This window comes from uncultured Roseibium sp., assembly GCF_947494555.1.
Lineage (GTDB): Bacteria > Pseudomonadota > Alphaproteobacteria > Rhizobiales > Stappiaceae > Roseibium.
Map to the genome: position 1 here is coordinate 364,611 of NZ_CANLVF010000002.1, position 17,434 is coordinate 382,044.

At 55.8% G+C, this 17,434-nt stretch carries 11 protein-coding genes; 2 read left to right on the forward strand and 9 right to left on the reverse strand.

The window, feature by feature from the left end; genetic code table 11:
- The first annotated feature begins 1 nt into the window (after nt 1).
- The gene (tssH, locus tag Q0915_RS10260) at nt 2–2,815 is read left to right on the forward strand and encodes a type VI secretion system ATPase TssH (protein ID WP_299471006.1); all 2,814 of its coding nucleotides are present in this window, start codon (nt 2–4) and stop codon (nt 2,813–2,815) included.
- A gap of 240 nt (nt 2,816–3,055) precedes the next feature.
- Here tssH and Q0915_RS10265 read toward each other — a convergent pair whose 3' ends face one another.
- The 7 genes from Q0915_RS10265 to Q0915_RS10295 all read right to left on the reverse strand — a co-directional run bounded on the left by Q0915_RS10265 (nt 3,056) and on the right by Q0915_RS10295 (nt 14,013).
- A complete protein-coding gene (locus Q0915_RS10265) occupies nt 3,056–3,847 on the reverse strand; it encodes an LCCL domain-containing protein (protein WP_299471008.1) in 792 nt (263 codons plus the stop codon).
- 596 nt (nt 3,848–4,443) lie between these two features.
- Entirely contained in the window at nt 4,444–6,453 is a 2,010-nt protein-coding gene (locus tag Q0915_RS10270; protein WP_299471010.1) for a M23 family metallopeptidase, read from the reverse strand.
- Nucleotides 6,454–6,562: 109 nt separating this feature from the next.
- A complete protein-coding gene (locus tag Q0915_RS10275) occupies nt 6,563–8,497 on the reverse strand; it encodes an adenylate/guanylate cyclase domain-containing protein (RefSeq protein WP_299471012.1) in 1,935 nt (644 codons plus the stop codon).
- A complete protein-coding gene (locus tag Q0915_RS10280; protein ID WP_299471014.1) occupies nt 8,494–9,177 on the reverse strand; it encodes a hypothetical protein in 684 nt (227 codons plus the stop codon). The genes Q0915_RS10275 and Q0915_RS10280 overlap by 4 nt, the downstream gene beginning before the upstream one ends.
- A 159-nt stretch (nt 9,178–9,336) precedes the next feature.
- Entirely contained in the window at nt 9,337–10,959 is a 1,623-nt protein-coding gene (locus Q0915_RS10285) for a caspase family protein (RefSeq protein WP_299471016.1), read from the reverse strand.
- A gap of 27 nt (nt 10,960–10,986) precedes the next feature.
- On the reverse strand, nt 10,987–11,280 hold the full coding sequence (locus Q0915_RS10290; RefSeq protein WP_299471018.1) for a hypothetical protein: 294 nt from the start codon (nt 11,278–11,280) through the stop codon (nt 10,987–10,989).
- Nucleotides 11,281–11,298: 18 nt separating this feature from the next.
- Complete coding sequence (locus Q0915_RS10295) at nt 11,299–14,013, reverse strand: caspase family protein (RefSeq protein ID WP_299471020.1); 2,715 nt, start codon at nt 14,011–14,013, stop codon at nt 11,299–11,301.
- Between the two features lie 299 nt (nt 14,014–14,312).
- On the opposite strand from Q0915_RS10295, the gene Q0915_RS10300 reads away from it, so the two are divergent.
- A complete protein-coding gene (locus tag Q0915_RS10300; RefSeq protein WP_299471022.1) occupies nt 14,313–15,164 on the forward strand; it encodes a GNAT family N-acetyltransferase in 852 nt (283 codons plus the stop codon).
- 18 nt (nt 15,165–15,182) lie between these two features.
- On the opposite strand, the gene Q0915_RS10305 is transcribed toward Q0915_RS10300, so the two are convergent.
- Together Q0915_RS10305 and Q0915_RS10310 are read right to left on the reverse strand one after the other, a co-directional pair.
- Entirely contained in the window at nt 15,183–16,127 is a 945-nt protein-coding gene (locus Q0915_RS10305) for an ornithine cyclodeaminase family protein (RefSeq protein WP_299471024.1), read from the reverse strand.
- Nucleotides 16,128–16,229: 102 nt separating this feature from the next.
- Nucleotides 16,230–17,330 carry a calcium:proton antiporter gene (locus Q0915_RS10310; protein WP_299471026.1) on the reverse strand — a complete coding sequence of 367 codons (1,101 nt, stop codon included), beginning with the start codon at nt 17,328–17,330 and terminating at the stop codon, nt 16,230–16,232.
- Nucleotides 17,331–17,434: the final 104 nt, after the last annotated feature.

Genomic DNA, 17,434 nt, shown 5'->3' on the forward strand with positions numbered 1-17,434 from the left:
CATGAGTGACATTCTTGTTGAAACAGTTGCCAATAAACTCACCACTGTCAGTTATGACTGCCTGGAAAAAGCCATGCGGCTCACCAAAAGCTCGGGCCACAGGCATTTGGAAATACTCCAATGGCTTTATTACCTGGCGCGCGACGAAAACACCGATTTCGTTCACATCCTGCGTCATTTCGGGATTGATGTCGGCAGTGTGCATGGTGATTTGCAACAAGCCATAGCCGACCTGAAAATCAATCAGACAGAACTGCCGTCCATGGCGGCTCCCTTTCAGGAAGCGCTCGAACGTGCCTGGTTTGAAGGAACGCTTCGGTACGGCGACTACAAGATCCGATCCGCCTACGTGTTGATCGCGGCAATGGGTGACAAATCGACCTGGCGCCAGTTCCGCAGCTACTCAGCTGCACTTGAAGGTATCAACCGCGATGTCCTTGTACGCGACCTGGACAAGATTGCCGGTGCTTCCAGCGAAGTCGGCGCAAGGCCAATCGACGGATCAGGTCCGAAGACAGCGGCCGCAGCACCAGGTGCTGAAGGCGAAGAAGCAGCGCCCGGCAGCGGTGTCGGAGAAGATGCTCTGTCGCAATTCACCGTCGATTTCACGGCTCGCGCACGTGCCGAGGAATTCGATCCTATCGTTGGACGCGATGAGGAAATCCGGCAAGTCATCGATGTCCTGATGCGGCGCCGGCAGAACAATCCGATCCTGACCGGTGAAGCCGGTGTCGGCAAAACCGCGATTGTCGAGGGGTTCGCCCAGAAGATCGTTGCCGGCGATGTCCCGCCTGCCCTGCTTGGCACACGTCTGTGCGCACTTGATCTCGGTCTGCTTCAGGCCGGAGCGTCGATGAAGGGGGAGTTTGAAAAGCGTCTGCGCGCAGTTATTGACGCGGTTCACGCGTCTATCGTTCCGACAATTCTCTTCATTGACGAGGCCCACACCTTGGTTGGTGCAGGTGGAGCAGCTGGAACTGGAGATGCGGCAAACCTGCTCAAACCTGCGCTTGCACGCGGCACCCTTCGGACCGTTGCCGCGACGACATGGTCGGAATACCGGCAGCATTTTGAAAAGGATCCTGCACTTACGCGGCGCTTCCAACCGGTCCAGGTTGACGAACCGGATGAAGAAAAATGTTTTGCGATGGTACGCGGGCTGCTCGGTCCAATGGAGGAGCACCATCAGGTTCGCATTCTGGACAGCGCCGTAAAGTCTGCCGTTTCGCTATCGCACAGGTATATCCCGGCGCGCCAACTTCCGGACAAGGCGGTCAGTGTCCTCGATACGGCCTCAGCCCGTGTGAATATTTCGCAAGCAGCGCAACCGGCGAAACTGTCCGATCTTATCGCCAAAAAGGGATTTCTGGAGACCGAGAAACAGGCGCTGACAAACGACACTGAACTTGGCATGGAGCATCAGGAACAGCTTGATGGTCTCAACGCTGCCATCGAGCAAACCGAACAGGACATTGAAAACGTCCGTGCTGAATGGGAGCGCGAGCGCAATCTGGTCGCCTCCATTCGCAGGCTGAATGCCGCCCTGACCCAGCTCAGGGGCGGCGAGCCGGCACCCCATCCGGAAAGCTCCGATATCGAAGATCCCGAGCATGAAGGTCCGGCAATCGTATCCATCGATGATATTGAGCTGGACCTCGACGTGGACCTGGAGGACGAAGAAGCAATCCGCGCAGGACTGCAAGAAAAGCGTGAGGAGCTTTCCAAAATTCCGGAAGACGACCGCATGGTCTATGCCTATGTGGATGACGAGGCGGTTTCCAGCATCATTTCCGACTGGACCGGAATTCCTGTCGGCCGCATGGTGCAGGACGAGATGGCCACCATTCTCAACCTCACCGATAGCCTCAACAAGCGTGTTATTGGCCAGGCGCATGGCTTGGCGATGATCTCCAAGCGGATCGAGACCAGCCGGGCTCAGCTTGGAAATCCTGACAAGCCAATCGGTGTTTTCATGCTGTGCGGACCTTCCGGTGTCGGCAAGACGGAAACAGCACTTGCTCTTGCCGAAACGCTCTACGGGGGTGAAGACAGCCTGATAACCATCAACATGTCCGAATTCCAGGAGGCTCACTCGGTGTCCGGTCTTAAGGGCGCGCCTCCGGGCTATGTCGGCTACGGCGAAGGCGGGCGGCTTACGGAAGCCGTGCGCCGCAAGCCGTACTCGGTGGTCCTGCTGGATGAGGTCGAGAAGGCTCACCCGGACGTTCACGAGATTTTCTTCCAGGTCTTTGACAAGGGCTGGATGGAAGACGGCATGGGCAGGAAGATCGACTTCCGCAACACGCTGATCCTGCTGACTTCAAATGTCGGCACGGAGATCATCATGAATGCGGCGAGCCACATGCTGGATGCACCGGTATCGAGCGATCCCGATCTCGCAGCCACCGATCCCAACGCGCCGGACGCAGAAGCACTGGCAGAAACGCTCAGACCAGCGCTACTGGACGTCTTCCCCCCGGCCCTTCTCGGACGGATTGTGACAATACCCTATTACCCGCTTTCGCCGTCCATGCTCGGGCTCATTATTCGCCTGCAGCTTAACCGTATCGTGAAACGCGTGAAGGAAAACAGAGAAGCGGAACTTACGTTCGGCGACGATGTCATCGCACATATCGTTTCGCTCTGCCGCGACCCGGACAGTGGCGGCCGTATGATCGACAATATCCTGACCAACGACCTCCTGCCGAAACTCTCAAGAGCTTTCCTGACCGCGCAGATGAATGGGGAGGAGTTGAAAACCGTAACGATTGCGGCCGGAGAAGACGGATTGGATATCAACACGGCAGGCACCTGACCTGATCAGCAACGAAATGCGGTGGGACCAATCACATGTCCCACCGCCCGTTTTCGGGATGAAACTGGCGACCCTGCGTCTTGTGAACGGGCTTCCCGCATCCTGGCCTTTGGGACATCGCAATGAGTTCGCCATTCCCCAACCAAAAACAAATCGGCTCCCGCAGTCCTTGCGGGAGCCTTCTGTCAATTGAACTGTGGACTTATGCCCGTTGCTGAGCGTCAGTCTCGCATGTTTTGCCTACCTGGCAGGGAACGAAATGGAACGGACGGTTTTGGGTCCGTCTTTCGATTCCACACCATTTCGTGCTGACCCGCGGAATTTGCCTTCAAGTGCCGGATCCATTTGCACGAGCACCGGTCCACCAGACAGCGTGATCTGCCCCGCATGAACAGCGGAGAGGCACACATAGGCGTTCAAGGGATAACTGTCGGTTCCGTAGACACGGCGACCGGCAATTTTCTCCGGAGCCGCCGGGCAATTGAATGCAAATCGCTGCCCAGTCAGACGAATGTTCGCAAGGCCGGTTTGCGAGAACTTGTCTTTCCATTTCAATGTCGGGACAAGCTCGTTTTGCAGTGCGTCCAGTTTTTCACGGGTCGCATCCGTCAGGAACATGATACTCAGGTCGGTCGCCGCGAAGTCTTCGGTGGTCACGCCGTTACGAACACTGCCCGTATACGCCGCCGAACCTGGATTGAGCTGCAGCGTCAGATCACCTCCGCCTTCGCCGATTGCGCCTGCGTGCTGCGCCGCCAGACATATTGGTGTGGACGCGGGATATTCGTCTGAACCATAAACCGATACGGTCTGCTCACCCGATGAACTCGCGGGGCAAGTGAACGCGAAACGCTGTCCGACGAACTTGCCTTCGTCCACCTGAAAATGATGCAGTGTTGTCTCGTGCTCCAACACTTTGCCAAAGTCTTCCGTCGTGCCGGCAGCGAGCGCACCGCCCACGCTTACACCATTCGCAAAGACAGCGATCGCGACCGCTGCCGCGAAACTCATAATATTTGCATTGTTTCTCATGGCTTTCCGCATTCCTATTGTGATGGCGATCAAGTCAAGTCCGGGTCAATGCATCAAAAATCCAGACCTGCTTGAACGGCTCTCATTGATCACACCCGTCCAGGAACAGCGGCTCCCTCGCCCACATGCGTTAATGCGAATGCGGATAGAGATGAAGGGCGGTATCATTTCGGTGAACAGTTGCGCCGCGCCCGGCGTCAATAATTTTCAACGACCATTTCAGCCTCAAAATAGTTGAAATAGCTCGCAACTACTCACAATTATTCAGAAAGTGGTTTTATTTATTCAATAATCCCCACCTTCTTCAATAAGTACGACATCAATATTTAATTCTAAGTCTCTTTGCCTCACCTCCACCCATCAATTACTGACTTCAGTGATCGCACAATGACAGAATTGCTAATTTTTTGCAGTGATCGGGATCACGAATGGGCGTCGAGACTCTATCGATGAGAATGTTCGGACGGGTTCGTGTCAACAGAGGACGCCGTCCAGGTGGCAAAGTGCCGATACCGGATCCCAAGGACATAAATTGTGTTTTTCTGGTTTAGCGGGCAGGCACGGTAAAGGAGGCTTCCGAGTGCCAGCTTGCAACTCTATTGCCACGCAAGCACTTCCCCAATCACACCTCGATAGGCCTTGAGATCTTTGCTCGCGACGGATTGAGGCGCATCTGCGCCGGTTTCCATCTCAAAGGCGAGTGGATCGGTGGGCTCCCCCCTCTGTCTGATTTCGAAATGTAGATGAGGTCCCGTCGACAATCCGGTGGTGCCGACATAGCCGACAAGATCACCGGCCTGAACAACGGAACCAAGTTCGATACCCTCTGCATATTCATGCATGTGGGCATAACGGGTGGTGATCCCGTCCTTGTGTGTGAGTTCGATAAAGTTACCGTATCCGCCGCGAACGTCCTTGTAGGTGACCTTGCCTGAGAACGCGGCGCGGATCGGCGTACCGGTCGGCGCGGCCCAATCCACGCCTGCATGGAGACGCTCCGTCTTTTTGATCGGATGGAAGCGCATGCCGAACTTGGAGGTCAGAACGCCCTTCACAGGCACAAGCATCGCACCGGAAAGACTGATCTTGCCTCCTTCACTAACGCAGGCAAATCCCCGGTTCCCAGGCGCCTTCAGCACATAACAGCGAACGGACCAATCGTCCCCTTTGCGCACGCCCGCAAACAGTACCTTCCCCCCGCCCCGTTTTTCATCCCGGGGCTGATCGGTGAACACGAGTGTAAAGCGTTCGTCGGGTTTGATTGCCCTTTTCAGATCAGTCGACGGCGCCAGATATGCGATCGCTTCCCCGACGATAGAGGCCGGGACGGCGTTGCGTACGGCAGTCGCATAGAGACCATCAATCAAACGATGGCTCTTCGGCACACCTGTGCTTTTGTCGCGCACGATCTCATCCTGGGCGATTTCCTTTCCGAACCAGGGATCTGCGCCGTGAACATAAGCCTCTCCATCGCGCGTCGCGGAATAGGCAGCTGTTCCAAGATAGCCGTCTGCGGCGTAAAGCGACATCTGAACGGGACGGTAATAATCACCGATCCGGCCAAGCCGGTTGGGCAACCTTGCACCTCGTACCGCGATTTTATCGCCTGCGATTAAGTCGTTTCGCTTGAACTCCTGCTTTGCGAATTCAAGCAGCGATTTCGAGGCGTCTTCGTCAAATCCGTTCTCCTTCAGAAAGGTTGAAAGTGAGACATTTTTCTTGACCGTATCGCGTATTTCAATCCGGTTTGGTCCTTGTCCGATCGGCCGTTCTGTCAGATATAAATCCAGCGTGTCGGTCGGAGGTTTCAAAAAGACCGGAAGATCGGCAGTTGACTGCCCATCTGCCTCGCTTTCTTCCTCTACGACCAGACCATCTGCCTCTTCGCCCCCGCCGAAATTGCCGAACTGGAAGTCAGCTTCACTTCCCGGCGCCCGAATGATCAGATCTCCGCTTTCATTGAGCATCCGGCTGTCCAGAACATAAGCATTTGGCGTTGGCAAGGCAGTAGTTCCGGACGAGTTGTCACTTGCCGGAATCAGCCTTTCAGACAGTTCAATGCGCTGCACGCTCGCTCCGTCATTCAACAAAACCGGATCACCGGCAAGCGGTATGACCGCCGACACCGCCATGTCGAAAAACGGGTCGGCTGGAACGTCCAGTTCGTCTTCACCGTCGAGCGCGGCTTGCGTATCTCGCTGACCGCTATCAGGTGTCGGGGTTTCCGTCGTCTTCGCCACGGTATTTTCATCGGGCCCCGGGTCCGGATTCTGTGTTGGTGTTGGTGTTGGTGTCTGTTGCCCCTCATCGACCTTTGCCGTTTGTGGAGATGAGAGCGAGATTGCGCCTGAAGAGACCAGGTGGGCGAGACCTCCGATGCCGCCGCCAATCAAGAGAAACAAAATCGCAAGCGTGGCGTAGGTAACCAGCGAGGATTTTCCGCTTCCGTGTTTATTTGCCTGAAGTGAGCCAACCTCTGGAGCTGGAGCTGGAGCCGGATCGGGAACAGGCGAAGTAGCCGCAGGAGGACCCGAGGGACGGATCACCGTGCGGTCGAATTCAGGTCTGTGCGCACCAGAGTTGTTGTTGTTTGGCCACTGAGCCATCAATGCACCTTAGTCGCAGCGGGCAAATCATCAATAACGCTGCTCTTGCGATCATGCCGGATGACAAGGCTGGATGCAAAAAGTCGGCAATTTCGCGCAGCGGAAGCTGCTAGCGGGGAAATTCCACAAGATTACCCGTACTTCGCGTTTCTGCTTCTTCGCTTTGCTGCACAGTTTTTTCCATATAAATTTCAGGAACATCCAGTGTGAATACTGAAATCTCGGTGCTCAAACCGCGCAGTTGACCTGACCAGATCTCCGACAAGGGGTAGTCTCTTGGCAACCCATTGGCCACGCTTTGGCTGAGTGCAAGGCGTACCTTCTTGTCCTTGGCGACGGATTCGACCCTGCTTGCCGTATTCACCGTTGTCCCCATGACCGTGAAGGATCGACGGTGCTCCCCGCCGATATCCCCGACAAGAACAGGGCCCGCATTCAGTGCGATTCGCAGGTCCAGCTCATTTTGCGCCGTGATCTGCCTGATGTGATCCAGTTGATTGATAATCTCATGTGCGGCATCGACCGACGCTTTCTCCGGATTGTCGACTGTATTCGGAGCGTTCCAGACTGCCATGATCGCATCGCCGATATATTTGTCGATGTAGCCATGATGCTTTGTGATGGTCTGGCCGATCGCATCGAAACAGGCATTTACAACCCGCACAACATCCTGGTCGGCCAGTTTTTCCGACATCTTTGTAAACCCGACAATGTCGATAAACGCAACGACGACGTGACGGGTCTCGCCGCCAAGTGCCGGAAGTTCCTCCGAAACTGCCATGTGCTTGATGACATCAGGCGCGAGATAGTGCCCGAACAAGCGCACCAGCGACCGTTGCCGACGTTGCAGAATGCTGACCTTGCCGACAGCTGCAGCAACCATCGCGCTGATGCAGCTGACAGGTGCAACGCCAGGTGCCAGAAGAATACCTATCTCAAGCCCGGCAAGTGCGAGACTTAAGCCGGCAACAACCCCAAGGATCGCAACGACGGGCAAGACCATGAGAGGCAGGAACAGGCCTGCCATGGCACCAATCACCGCAAAGAGAACTGACACGGAAGCAAGAGTTCCCTGCGCCGGCGCCACCGTTATCCGGTCAGACAAGGCCGAGCCGATCAAATCCGCGAGGATGAACACACCGGCGGTTTGCGGTTGAACACGTGGTCTGCCACTCGGTCCTGTTTCCGCTGCTTCAGCATCCAGGTGCGGCAAAAACCGGTCTGAATAAAGATGTTCATCCTCAAATGGCAGTAACCCTCCGAGCAGCACGATCCTGCCCCGGGCGAATTCCTCTAGTTTCTTCCGGCCCTCTTCGCTCGTATTGAGGTCAAGAACGTCAATCAGCGACATGTAGGGCAGTGACGTCGCCAAGCGAGAAGTAGGAATAGAGGTGAAAGGCTCATCAATCTTAGCGCCGCCAACACCCAGGAGAGCATCGATAAGGTGCGGTGACTCATCCAAGGGGAGTTGCGGCGTATGCTCGCGGACAATACCGTCGTTGTCCGTTGAAACGATGACAGAACGAACGCCACCGGAACCGATCGCAGCGGTAAAGCTTCTATGAGGCACACCAATTTCGGTATGTGCGATGAAGACCTTGCCGCGATTTCCATAGACGAAACTCTGGAACGGCCGGTCAAACCCGCGTAAACGGGCTTCACCTGAACTCGGGTCGATAAAAGAATCAGCGCTATAGGCGAAAACGAAATCGAATCCGAGCGCAACCGCGCCCGCATCCAGAACGGCTTGCCCTGCTTCGGCAAGAACCGGTGTCATCAAAACGCGGGGGATACGGGTCAGCCGCTCTGAATCGAGTGATGTCTGATCCAACCCGACCACAGCTACGGGAGATGGTGCGGGCTGCTTGTCACGCTCAGCAATGGCCCTAACCTGGAAAAGCCGGTCGATGACCCAGCCTTCCCAGATCGCCTTCTTTGCCGACAAGCCGATGACAATTCCGGCACCTATCGCCGCCAGGGCAATAAGAAATACAAGTTTTTTTCGGCCTATGGCAGTGTCAGCAGTTCGGCCTTCTGACGTCATTTCACGATGACGACCGCAGTTTTACGTCCGACCTGTGCCGGATCAATCGTGATTTTCCTCATTTCGACACCGAAGTCCGGAGCTTTTCCCTGCAGGAAGAGCTCCACTTCGACAGCGTCTTCGTCGCTTTCACGGTCGGGCATCTCGGTGACGATGTTGTCTAGGACGTCAAAGCGTTTCGGTTCGCCTCCGCCGAACGATACGAAGACAGAGCCGTATTGATCCCTGGCCTTGTCGTCGAAACGCAGCATGAGCGACGCGGCTTTTTTGTTCTCAAGCGTCAGCCCGCGCAAGGTAACCGTCAGGCCTTTGTCCGCTGTCTGCGTGTTAGAACCGCTGTCGGCCTGCAGGCAATTCCCTGCCCGCACGAACTCCTCTTTGCCGCCATCGAGTTCCAGACCGCTGGCCGATACCTTGAGCGTCCCGGCCTTGATGCGGACTTCCTGGCAAGCGGAATAGTCGAGAAGATCAACATGGCCAGCCTCGCCAAGATCGATCACATCTCCCGGCATCAGCTCGGAGAACGCGGAGACGTCAACGCCTTCGGACTTGTCAAGGACGAGCGCAACCGGGTCCGCAAGTGCCGGCCCGCTTGCGGCAACACCTAATCCAACAAAAGTCGCAAAAACTGACGTCTTCAGACTTCGTGCTTCAAAAAGATTAAACAAATTGTTTTTCATGACGGTCTCCAAACTCAATCATTCTGTTGCGCCAAGAAAGACTTTAAAGCATGGCGCTAATCCATGGCCAATTATAACCTGAAAATGGCGTTTTGATTGTGGCCATGGTCACAATAAGGCGCTTTGAACAGCTACATAAACCAATGAACAAGCCTCATATTAGCCAGCAGGCTCGGTATAAACCCCGGTAATGCCAACGGCTTCGGCCGATTTTCCAATCAGGTTCAAAAGATTCGGTGCAAGCGAAGGGTCCAGCGGTCGCCCCTCCATCGCAGAGAGAACTCCGACCAGTTGGGGCATCGGCTTTGGCGAGCGGATCAGGACAATATGATCCGCGCCAAAAGGTAGCGCCGCACGAAGGTTCAGGACATAGGGCGCATCGGCCTCCATTTTTGTGTCCTTTCCAAGCGGGTCAGCTCGTTTGTCAGGTGCCAGCAAGCGTATGGTACCATCGGCCTCCAACGCAAAGACAGCCATATATCCGCCCTCCTCAGACGTCAGTCCGACTTTCAACGGAGAGCCTTCGGGAATATGGCCGACCGAGGGTTTCAATGTCCCCTCGACAGGCTGGCGGTCGCGAGAAATTGCGTAAAGCTCGGACAGGAAAAGCCACTTGGAAACAACTTCGGCGAAACGATCCGCGTTGCCGGCTCTTTTTCTGAGAACGACATCGCCAAACTTTGTCAGAACGTCGCCTTCCTCGACATCCCAGTAAAGATCCGCGCTTCCATCCGTGACAACCTGCAGCGCGCCCTCATGACGCTTGGACAGACCGTTGAGGACGGGAAGAGCTATGTCCGTGCTTGCAGAAATGGTGAGCGCAACACTGCCCCTGTCCAGAATGTTGTCCTGAACCCTTGGCAGCACGGCTGCGCGCGTTCCACCACCGACAGTCAGGCTGGGCGTTTGACGTCCTTCGGTTGCGACACGGACGGTCTCTTGCAGGAAAAGCGTAAGCTCCTCCATCGAGATTCCGCCGTCCTTGTTCAGATCCGCACGGCCTTCCACGCCCCGAGCAAACGACCAGCTCAGTGCACCGCGCGGCTCGCCGGCGATCATCAACTCCGGTATCACCTGGCCATCTACTGTTGCACCGACATAAATGACGTTGGACATCTCCTGCAAATCACTGCCCGCAGACTGATTGTCTTTCAAGACCGGGTGCAAGGGCTGACTGCGAAGCAGATCGTTTTCGAACGGGGGCAAGCCGATGAGACGCGTGCCGAGCCGGGTGATCCTTGGATCGATCGACCTTGTCATCGTGCCCGAGTGACAGCTGTCCGCAAGAACAAGAACACTCCGGTCGCCAGCGGCCCGCAACATGGCTGCGATATCGTCATCGCGCAGGCGTTCGCCGTTTCCAGGCGCAGAAACATCAAATCCAGCGAGAAGAAAGACCTCGTCGTGGCCGTCAGCTTCCGAACCCGCGACCCATTCTTTCTCCTGCGCGCCGTGGCCGGCGTATGAAAGCACGAGGACGTCGTCCTGCGCCGAGCGCTCGATCAGCCCCTGCCACGCCGACAGAATGCGCACTCGTGTCGCCTCTTCATCATAAAAGGTCTGAAGATCACGGACACCGGCCGCCTTCAGTGTTTTGGCAATGTCTTCCGCATCGTTCACCGCGCCCTTCAGCGGAGAAACGTTCTGATAGGCGTCGATACCGATGACAAGCGCGCGCCACTCCCCCGCTGAGGCGGCAAGCGGAGCGCCAACCACACACAGCAGGATCGTGAACAGCCGAACCAGTCGACTGAAATGAAAAATCACTAAGTATTCGGTCATCTACTGACTCAATTTCAAAGGAGTGGCTTAGCCCCAGGATCCGCCGCCGCCGCCGCCAGGGCCACCGCCGCCGCCGCCACCGCCGCCTCCGCCGCCGCCACCGCCGCCTCCGCCGCCATTGTCATTATCGCGGTTGGCTGGGTCGTTGATCGGATCAACAACAGGAGCGGCTGTTCTTGGTGCCGAGGATGTCGTGGTCGCCACCGACGGAGTTGTTTGCACGGGCGTCGTGCCGGTCGTTGTCACTGGTTGTGTTGCACAACCGGCAAGAAACAACGCAAGCAAACCTGTCGATGGCAGGACATGGCGTAGATGTTTCATACTTATCTCCTTAATAAATCAGAACAAATCATAGCGTGGCCGGCTCTGTTCCCACTGAAACTTGACGAGTGCGATCAGAGCTTCATCCCCCTGAACAGCGGAAAGCTCGGAACTTTCAAAAAACTTGTTCAAAGCGTCCCGCGTTTTACGGCCGGGTTGACCATCGACCGGACCGGGCTCGAAGCCGAGGTCGGTCAATGCCTGCTGTACCACTTTGGCTTTCAGGATTTTGTTGGCCGACTTCAGATCGTCACGGCCTTTTCCGGCTGCCGAAGACGACGGATCGACAGTCGCCGCCATGGCGAGCATCCTGATCCTGTCGCGGCCGGCTGCCTCCCCCGATTGCTGCCCGAGCATCCAGGCGGTGTTGTAGGCACCCCAGGCGTCGCCGCGTTCCGCACTGGCGCGGAACCATTTGGTTGCCTGCTCCGTGCTCTTTTCAACACCTTGACCATTGAAGTACAGCAAACCGATTGCGGTGCCTGCCGCCGGGTGGCCGCCTTCATGGGCCTTCGTAAACCAACCGAGAGCCGCTTCAAAATCCTGAGGTGTTCCCAGGCCATCCCGATAAAGGGTGCCCATGTTCAGATAACCGTAAATATCTTCGCGCGAGGCTGACCGGTTGTAGTAGTAAACTGCCCGATCGACGTTTTCTTCAACGTGATCTCCGCTCAAATAAAAGCCGCCGATTGCGTTGAACGAGAACGTGTGCCCGGCCTCAACCGACTGAAGCAGCTTTTCAAGACCGGCCTGTTCGTTCTGATCGGTCCCCTCGCCCTTGATCTCGGCCATGCCGAGTGAGTGAAGAGCATAGGCGTCGCCACGTTCAGCAGCCTTGCGATAAAGCTCAACCGCCTTTTTCTGGTCGCGATCAATGCCCGCACCGAGAAAATACATCCGTCCGAGAACCTGTCCCGCGCGAACGTGGCCCATCTGATAGGCCTGGTCGAAATAATCGCTTGCCTGCTCCAGTTCGCCGGCTGCAAAAGCACCACGGCCACGCTGGAACACGAACCGGCCGATCTCCGGATAGGCCTCCATGGCCTCGGCGCAGGCCTTGTCGACAAGGCTTGGATCAATTTCGTTGGCCAGCCGACCCTCCGTGACGGCTTGCAGATCAAATGGCTGGGTTGCCAGCTGGTCGCATTGTGTCACCCGCGGCTGCACGATTTGCGTGATCGACTGCGGTGCAGCACCGCTCTCTACGGGAAGCTCCAATGTGAAGCGCCGTGCTTCGGTTTCAGACCCGATCTGCGGCCGCACGGTCAATGTCGAAAGTCCGGACATCGGAAAGCGGTCACCCGGGCGCAGCAGGCGTCCGTCCGACGCGAGCTGGAGATCGCCGTCCACGGAAACAACCTTGAGCCAGTCATCCGTCGCAGGAAGTCCCTCGACAGGCGCATCAGGATAGATTTCCACGGGACCCACACCTACATCGGCTTCGACCGCGGTGCCTTTAGACGTATCGGTAAGCCAGGCGACAAGATCATCGAGCCGTTTCTTGCGCTCAGCTTCCAGTTCCGTCTTGTCCGCGACCGGTGCGGCCTGAACAACGGTGATGGAAGCGATCGCGGAGGCGGATCCACCCCATTCGTCCTGAACTTCATAGCCAATCAGCTCGACATCGCCGGATCCCGATCCATCGGGGATGAATTCCAGACTGGCGAGCTCGACAGCACTCAGTGTGTCGCCCTCAGCGATTGCCCGGCCACCAGGCAATCTCAGTTCTCCTTTTTCAGGAGACAGTGTGAGTGTTGCCTGGATTGCTCCGCCCTCCGGCTGAACAGGCTCCGGAATGGCAAGCGGACTGCCGGCTGAACTGACCGGGACACTCACCCGGTGATGGGCCGTTACAATTGGCTCGGGTTTTGGGGGAACAAAGTAGAAATTGGTGACAAGCGTGGAGTCTTCATAAGGTATTTGCTGGCCGCCCGTCTTGCGCACGACCTCGTCGCGCACCTTGGTCATCAGATCCTTGATTTCAAGAGACGGATCAAGCGCGTTTCCGACGACAGACGATGTAAATGGGCTCAGCGGCCCCTCGCCATCATAAGCAACCTGCCCAGGCCTCGTTGCGTAGGAAATGAAGCTTCCCAGCTTGTTGGGAATCCTGCGCAGACCACGGGTCTTGCCCAAGGAATACTCCTCCTCGCCCCAAAAAAGGCTTCCGATTTCAAACGGATTATCACGACATGAATCAAGCATCACGATCTGCATGCTTGAAGCAGCCTTCATGTAGTCGAGAAGGTGTGAAACTTTCAGACTTTCAAACTCAAGATCGTATTCCGAGGCAAGTTTCGCATCGACAGGGAGTATGAAATTCGATTCGCCGACCTGAAGTGCATGACCCGAGTAGTAAAAGAGTGCCGTGTCGCCGTCATTCAGCTCTCTCAAAAAACGCCGGACAACCTTCTCGAGCTCCTTTTTGCCGAGATTTGTTCCTACCGTAACATCGAAGTCGGCTTCTTGCAGAACCCGTGTAATTTCCTTGGTGTCGTTCAGAGGATTGATAAGCGGCTCGACAAACTGATAATCCTGGTTGCCAATCACAAGCGCAACCCGGCGCCCCGCATCCTCAGCTGTTGAGCCGAGCGCTTGGGTGCCCATCACGAGCAAGCCCAGGGGAAAGCCAACAATGCCAATTCGGACGGCCCGCTTCAAGCTGGAGACCGGACCCGTTATCGTATCTTTCGCCGACTGCTTCAAAGCAGACAGGTAATTCCGTTTTTGCATGTCATCCTCAGCGCTTCATTAGGCACCGTAATATTGCATCAAAAAACCATGACAACCTGTGACGAACCGCACAGCTGTGTCGATCCGCTTGCGGAACGGGTCAGATCAATAACTTAAATAACCCAAAGTAAAGTGATGCACACTTGCGATAAGTTCGCAAGCGTGGCTGTGGCATAAACGCAAGACTTTTTACGACTTTTCGAACTGATCGTCGTTCAAGAACGCTAAATTTGATATTGAGCGCATTGGTCCTACGATGCGCTAACGTATCCAACGCCTATCAAACCAGCGAAGGTTTCATGTCAGACAAACTCAACATTCGGCACCTAACCGAAACTGAAATCCACATTCCGCTTGAAATGGCAATGAAAGAAGGCTGGAATCCGGGCATCGAGGACGGTCCTGCTTTTTTTGCCGCAGACCCAACTGGCTTTCTGGCCGGAGAGCTCGACGGCCAGATTATCGCGGTGATCTCGGCGGTCCGATACGAGGACACTTACGGATTTATCGGGTTTTACATTTGCAAACGCGAATTCAGGACACGAGGATACGGACACCAGATTTGGCATCAGGCAATGTCCCAACTCGGCACAAGGCTGATCGGTCTGGACGCCGTGAACGAACAAACGGCAAGTTACGGAGAGCACGGCTTCAAGTCGGTCTACAGGAACATTCGTCAAACCGGTGTCTCCACATGCGATGTGCCGATGGATCCGCGCATCGCCCCGCTTGGACAGGGATTGTATCCATCCATTCGGGACTATGATGCGCGTTTCGTCCCCGCCCTTCGCGAGAACTTCTTGAAGGTTTGGACGGCCCCCATGCTCGAAACGCGAAGAGGTTTTGCTTTTGTCGACAATGGCGAGGTCAGGGGCTATGGCGTTATCCGCCGTTGCCATGAGGGCTACAAGATCGGTCCATTGTTTGGCGACACTCCTGAAATCGCAGATACGCTGTTTCGTGCTCTTGCCGGCCAGGTCAAAGGTCAGTTTGTCATTCTCGACACACCGGAACCAAATGCCGCTGCGCTGATTCTGGCGGAAAAATACGAGCTTTCTCCGGAATTCGAGACCTTCCGCATGTATCGGGGACAGGCCCCCGATCTTCCTCTCGATCAGATTTTCGGAATCACAACCTTCGAACTGGGTTAGAACGCAGGCTTTTCCAGATCAATGCTCCACGTTCTGATATGCGAGCATGGCACCCGCGAGGTCTTCCAGCGCCGCTCCGACAGACTTGAACATCGTGATGGCTTCGTCTGATTCCCGGCCCGGATGTTTACCGCGGCACAAGTCATAAAGGTCAGCGCGGATGTCGCCCTTTGAAATCAATCCCGATTGCAATGGCTGAACAATGTCGCCGCCTTCCGACAGACAGCCATCGCGCGTATCGACAAAAATTTCTGCGCGCTTGATCAGGTCATCGTCGCTTTCGCGCATCGATGGCTTGAATGCGCCGACAAGATCGACATGTGAGCCGGGCTTAAGGAGTCCACCCCTGATCAGCGGTTCAGTGGAGAGCGTCGCGGCACTGATGATGTCCGCCGTGCCAAGCGCGTCACGCATGCTTTCGGCGGCGGCAATGCTGATCGGGAATTGTGCGTTCAGTTCATTCGCAAATTGAAGCGTTTTTTCTCGCGACCGACCCCAGATTGTCACCTCTTCGATCGATCGGATCGCCATGTGCGCGGCAATCAGATTTGGTGCCAGGCGCCCAGTCCCAAGAACCAAAAGATGGCGTGCATCGGAGCGCGCCAGGTATCGCGCCGCAAGCGCTGAGGCGGCAGCAGTGCGCCGGGCTGTCAGCTCTCCGCCGTCGATCATGGCAAGCATTTCACCTGTTCTGGCATCTGACAGCAGGTATTGACCGTGAACTGCCGGAAGATTGCGCTCCGAGTTTCCCGGAACCACGTTGACCACCTTTACGCCCGCATATCCGCCAGGCACCCAGGCAGGCATCAGCAGCATTGTTCCGTCGGGCTCGCCCGGTATCTCGAAATCGTGGTGGTGGCGCGTCGGCATTACGCACCCGGACTTGAACATTTCGCCGAGCGCGTCGATCAGATCCGGAAATGGAAGCGCTTCGCGCGTTTGGTCTTCGGTAAGCAATAGCATAAGTGGTCATTCAGATTACGGTAAACACCGCCAGACCAAATCACATATGGCGCGGACGACCAAGCAGTCTGTTTAAAAAGAAGTACAATTTTACCTGTAATTTCATGATAAATCGAAAATCATCATCACATAGGCGGCAAAGAGTGCCAGATGCACGGCGCCCTGCAAGTAGCTGGTCGTACGCGTGTTGAACGTCAGCAGACTGACAAACAATGTCAGGACAAGCAGTATGATATCCGAATATTCAAGACCCAACTCTAGCGTATGACCGGTCACCCAGCTGACCACCAGCACGGCAGGCACGGTCAAACCAATCGTCGATACAGCAGCGCCCAGGCACAGATTGACGGCGCGTTGCAGCTTGTTTTCCAAGGCGGCCTGCAGCCCGCTCATGCCTTCGGGCATCAGGACAAGCGCAGCAACAATGAAGCCGGTCAAGGCAACAGGCGCGCCAATTCCAACTATGCCGAATTCCACATAAAGCGCGAGTTTTTTGGAAAGGAGAATGATCGGCAACAAGGCGCCAAACAGACCGGCAACATGGAACGGGATGGATCTGACGGTTCCGGCATGATGGGCCTCCTCCCCGTCACCGGCCTCTGGCTGACGGAAGATATCGCTGTGCGTTACCGTTTGCATGGCCAGGAACACCCCGTAGAGAGCAATCGACATTACGATTTCAAAGCCTGCCTGCAGGGTTGAAAGTTCTCCACCCGGCGCAGAATGGGTCACTCTCGGTAAAACCAGTGCAAAGATCGCCAGGGGTACGAGAACGGACAAAAACGCATTCGCTCCCTGGAGGTTGTAGGTCTGGTTCTTGTGCTTCAGTCCACCGGCGAGAAGACAGAGCCCGATCAAACCGTTCAAAACGATCATGATGACCGAGAACATGGTATCGCGCGCCATGGCGGGTGCGGCCTCGCCCGAAATCATGATCGCCACGATGAGCGCAACCTCGATACCGACGACGGATAGCGTCAGAATCAAAGTACCAAACGGTTCGCCCAGGATTGTCGCGAGACATTCAGCATGCCGCACGACGGCGAAGGCGCACCACATCACGGTGAGAAAGATGATTGCCAGGAAGCCGAGAGACGGCCATAGACCTATCGCCTCAGGCTTGAAAATGTCACCGGAAAGGGCAAATGCCGCAAATACGGCAAAGCCTGCAAGGCTCGGAAGTTCAGATCTGAAAATGGACACTGGAATCCGCCGTGGCGCGTTGAAAGCTGCGTGTATCTAGGACAATACGATTCTCGTACAAGGTACTGCAAGATTAACAATCTGTATGGCAAGAACGCAAAAAG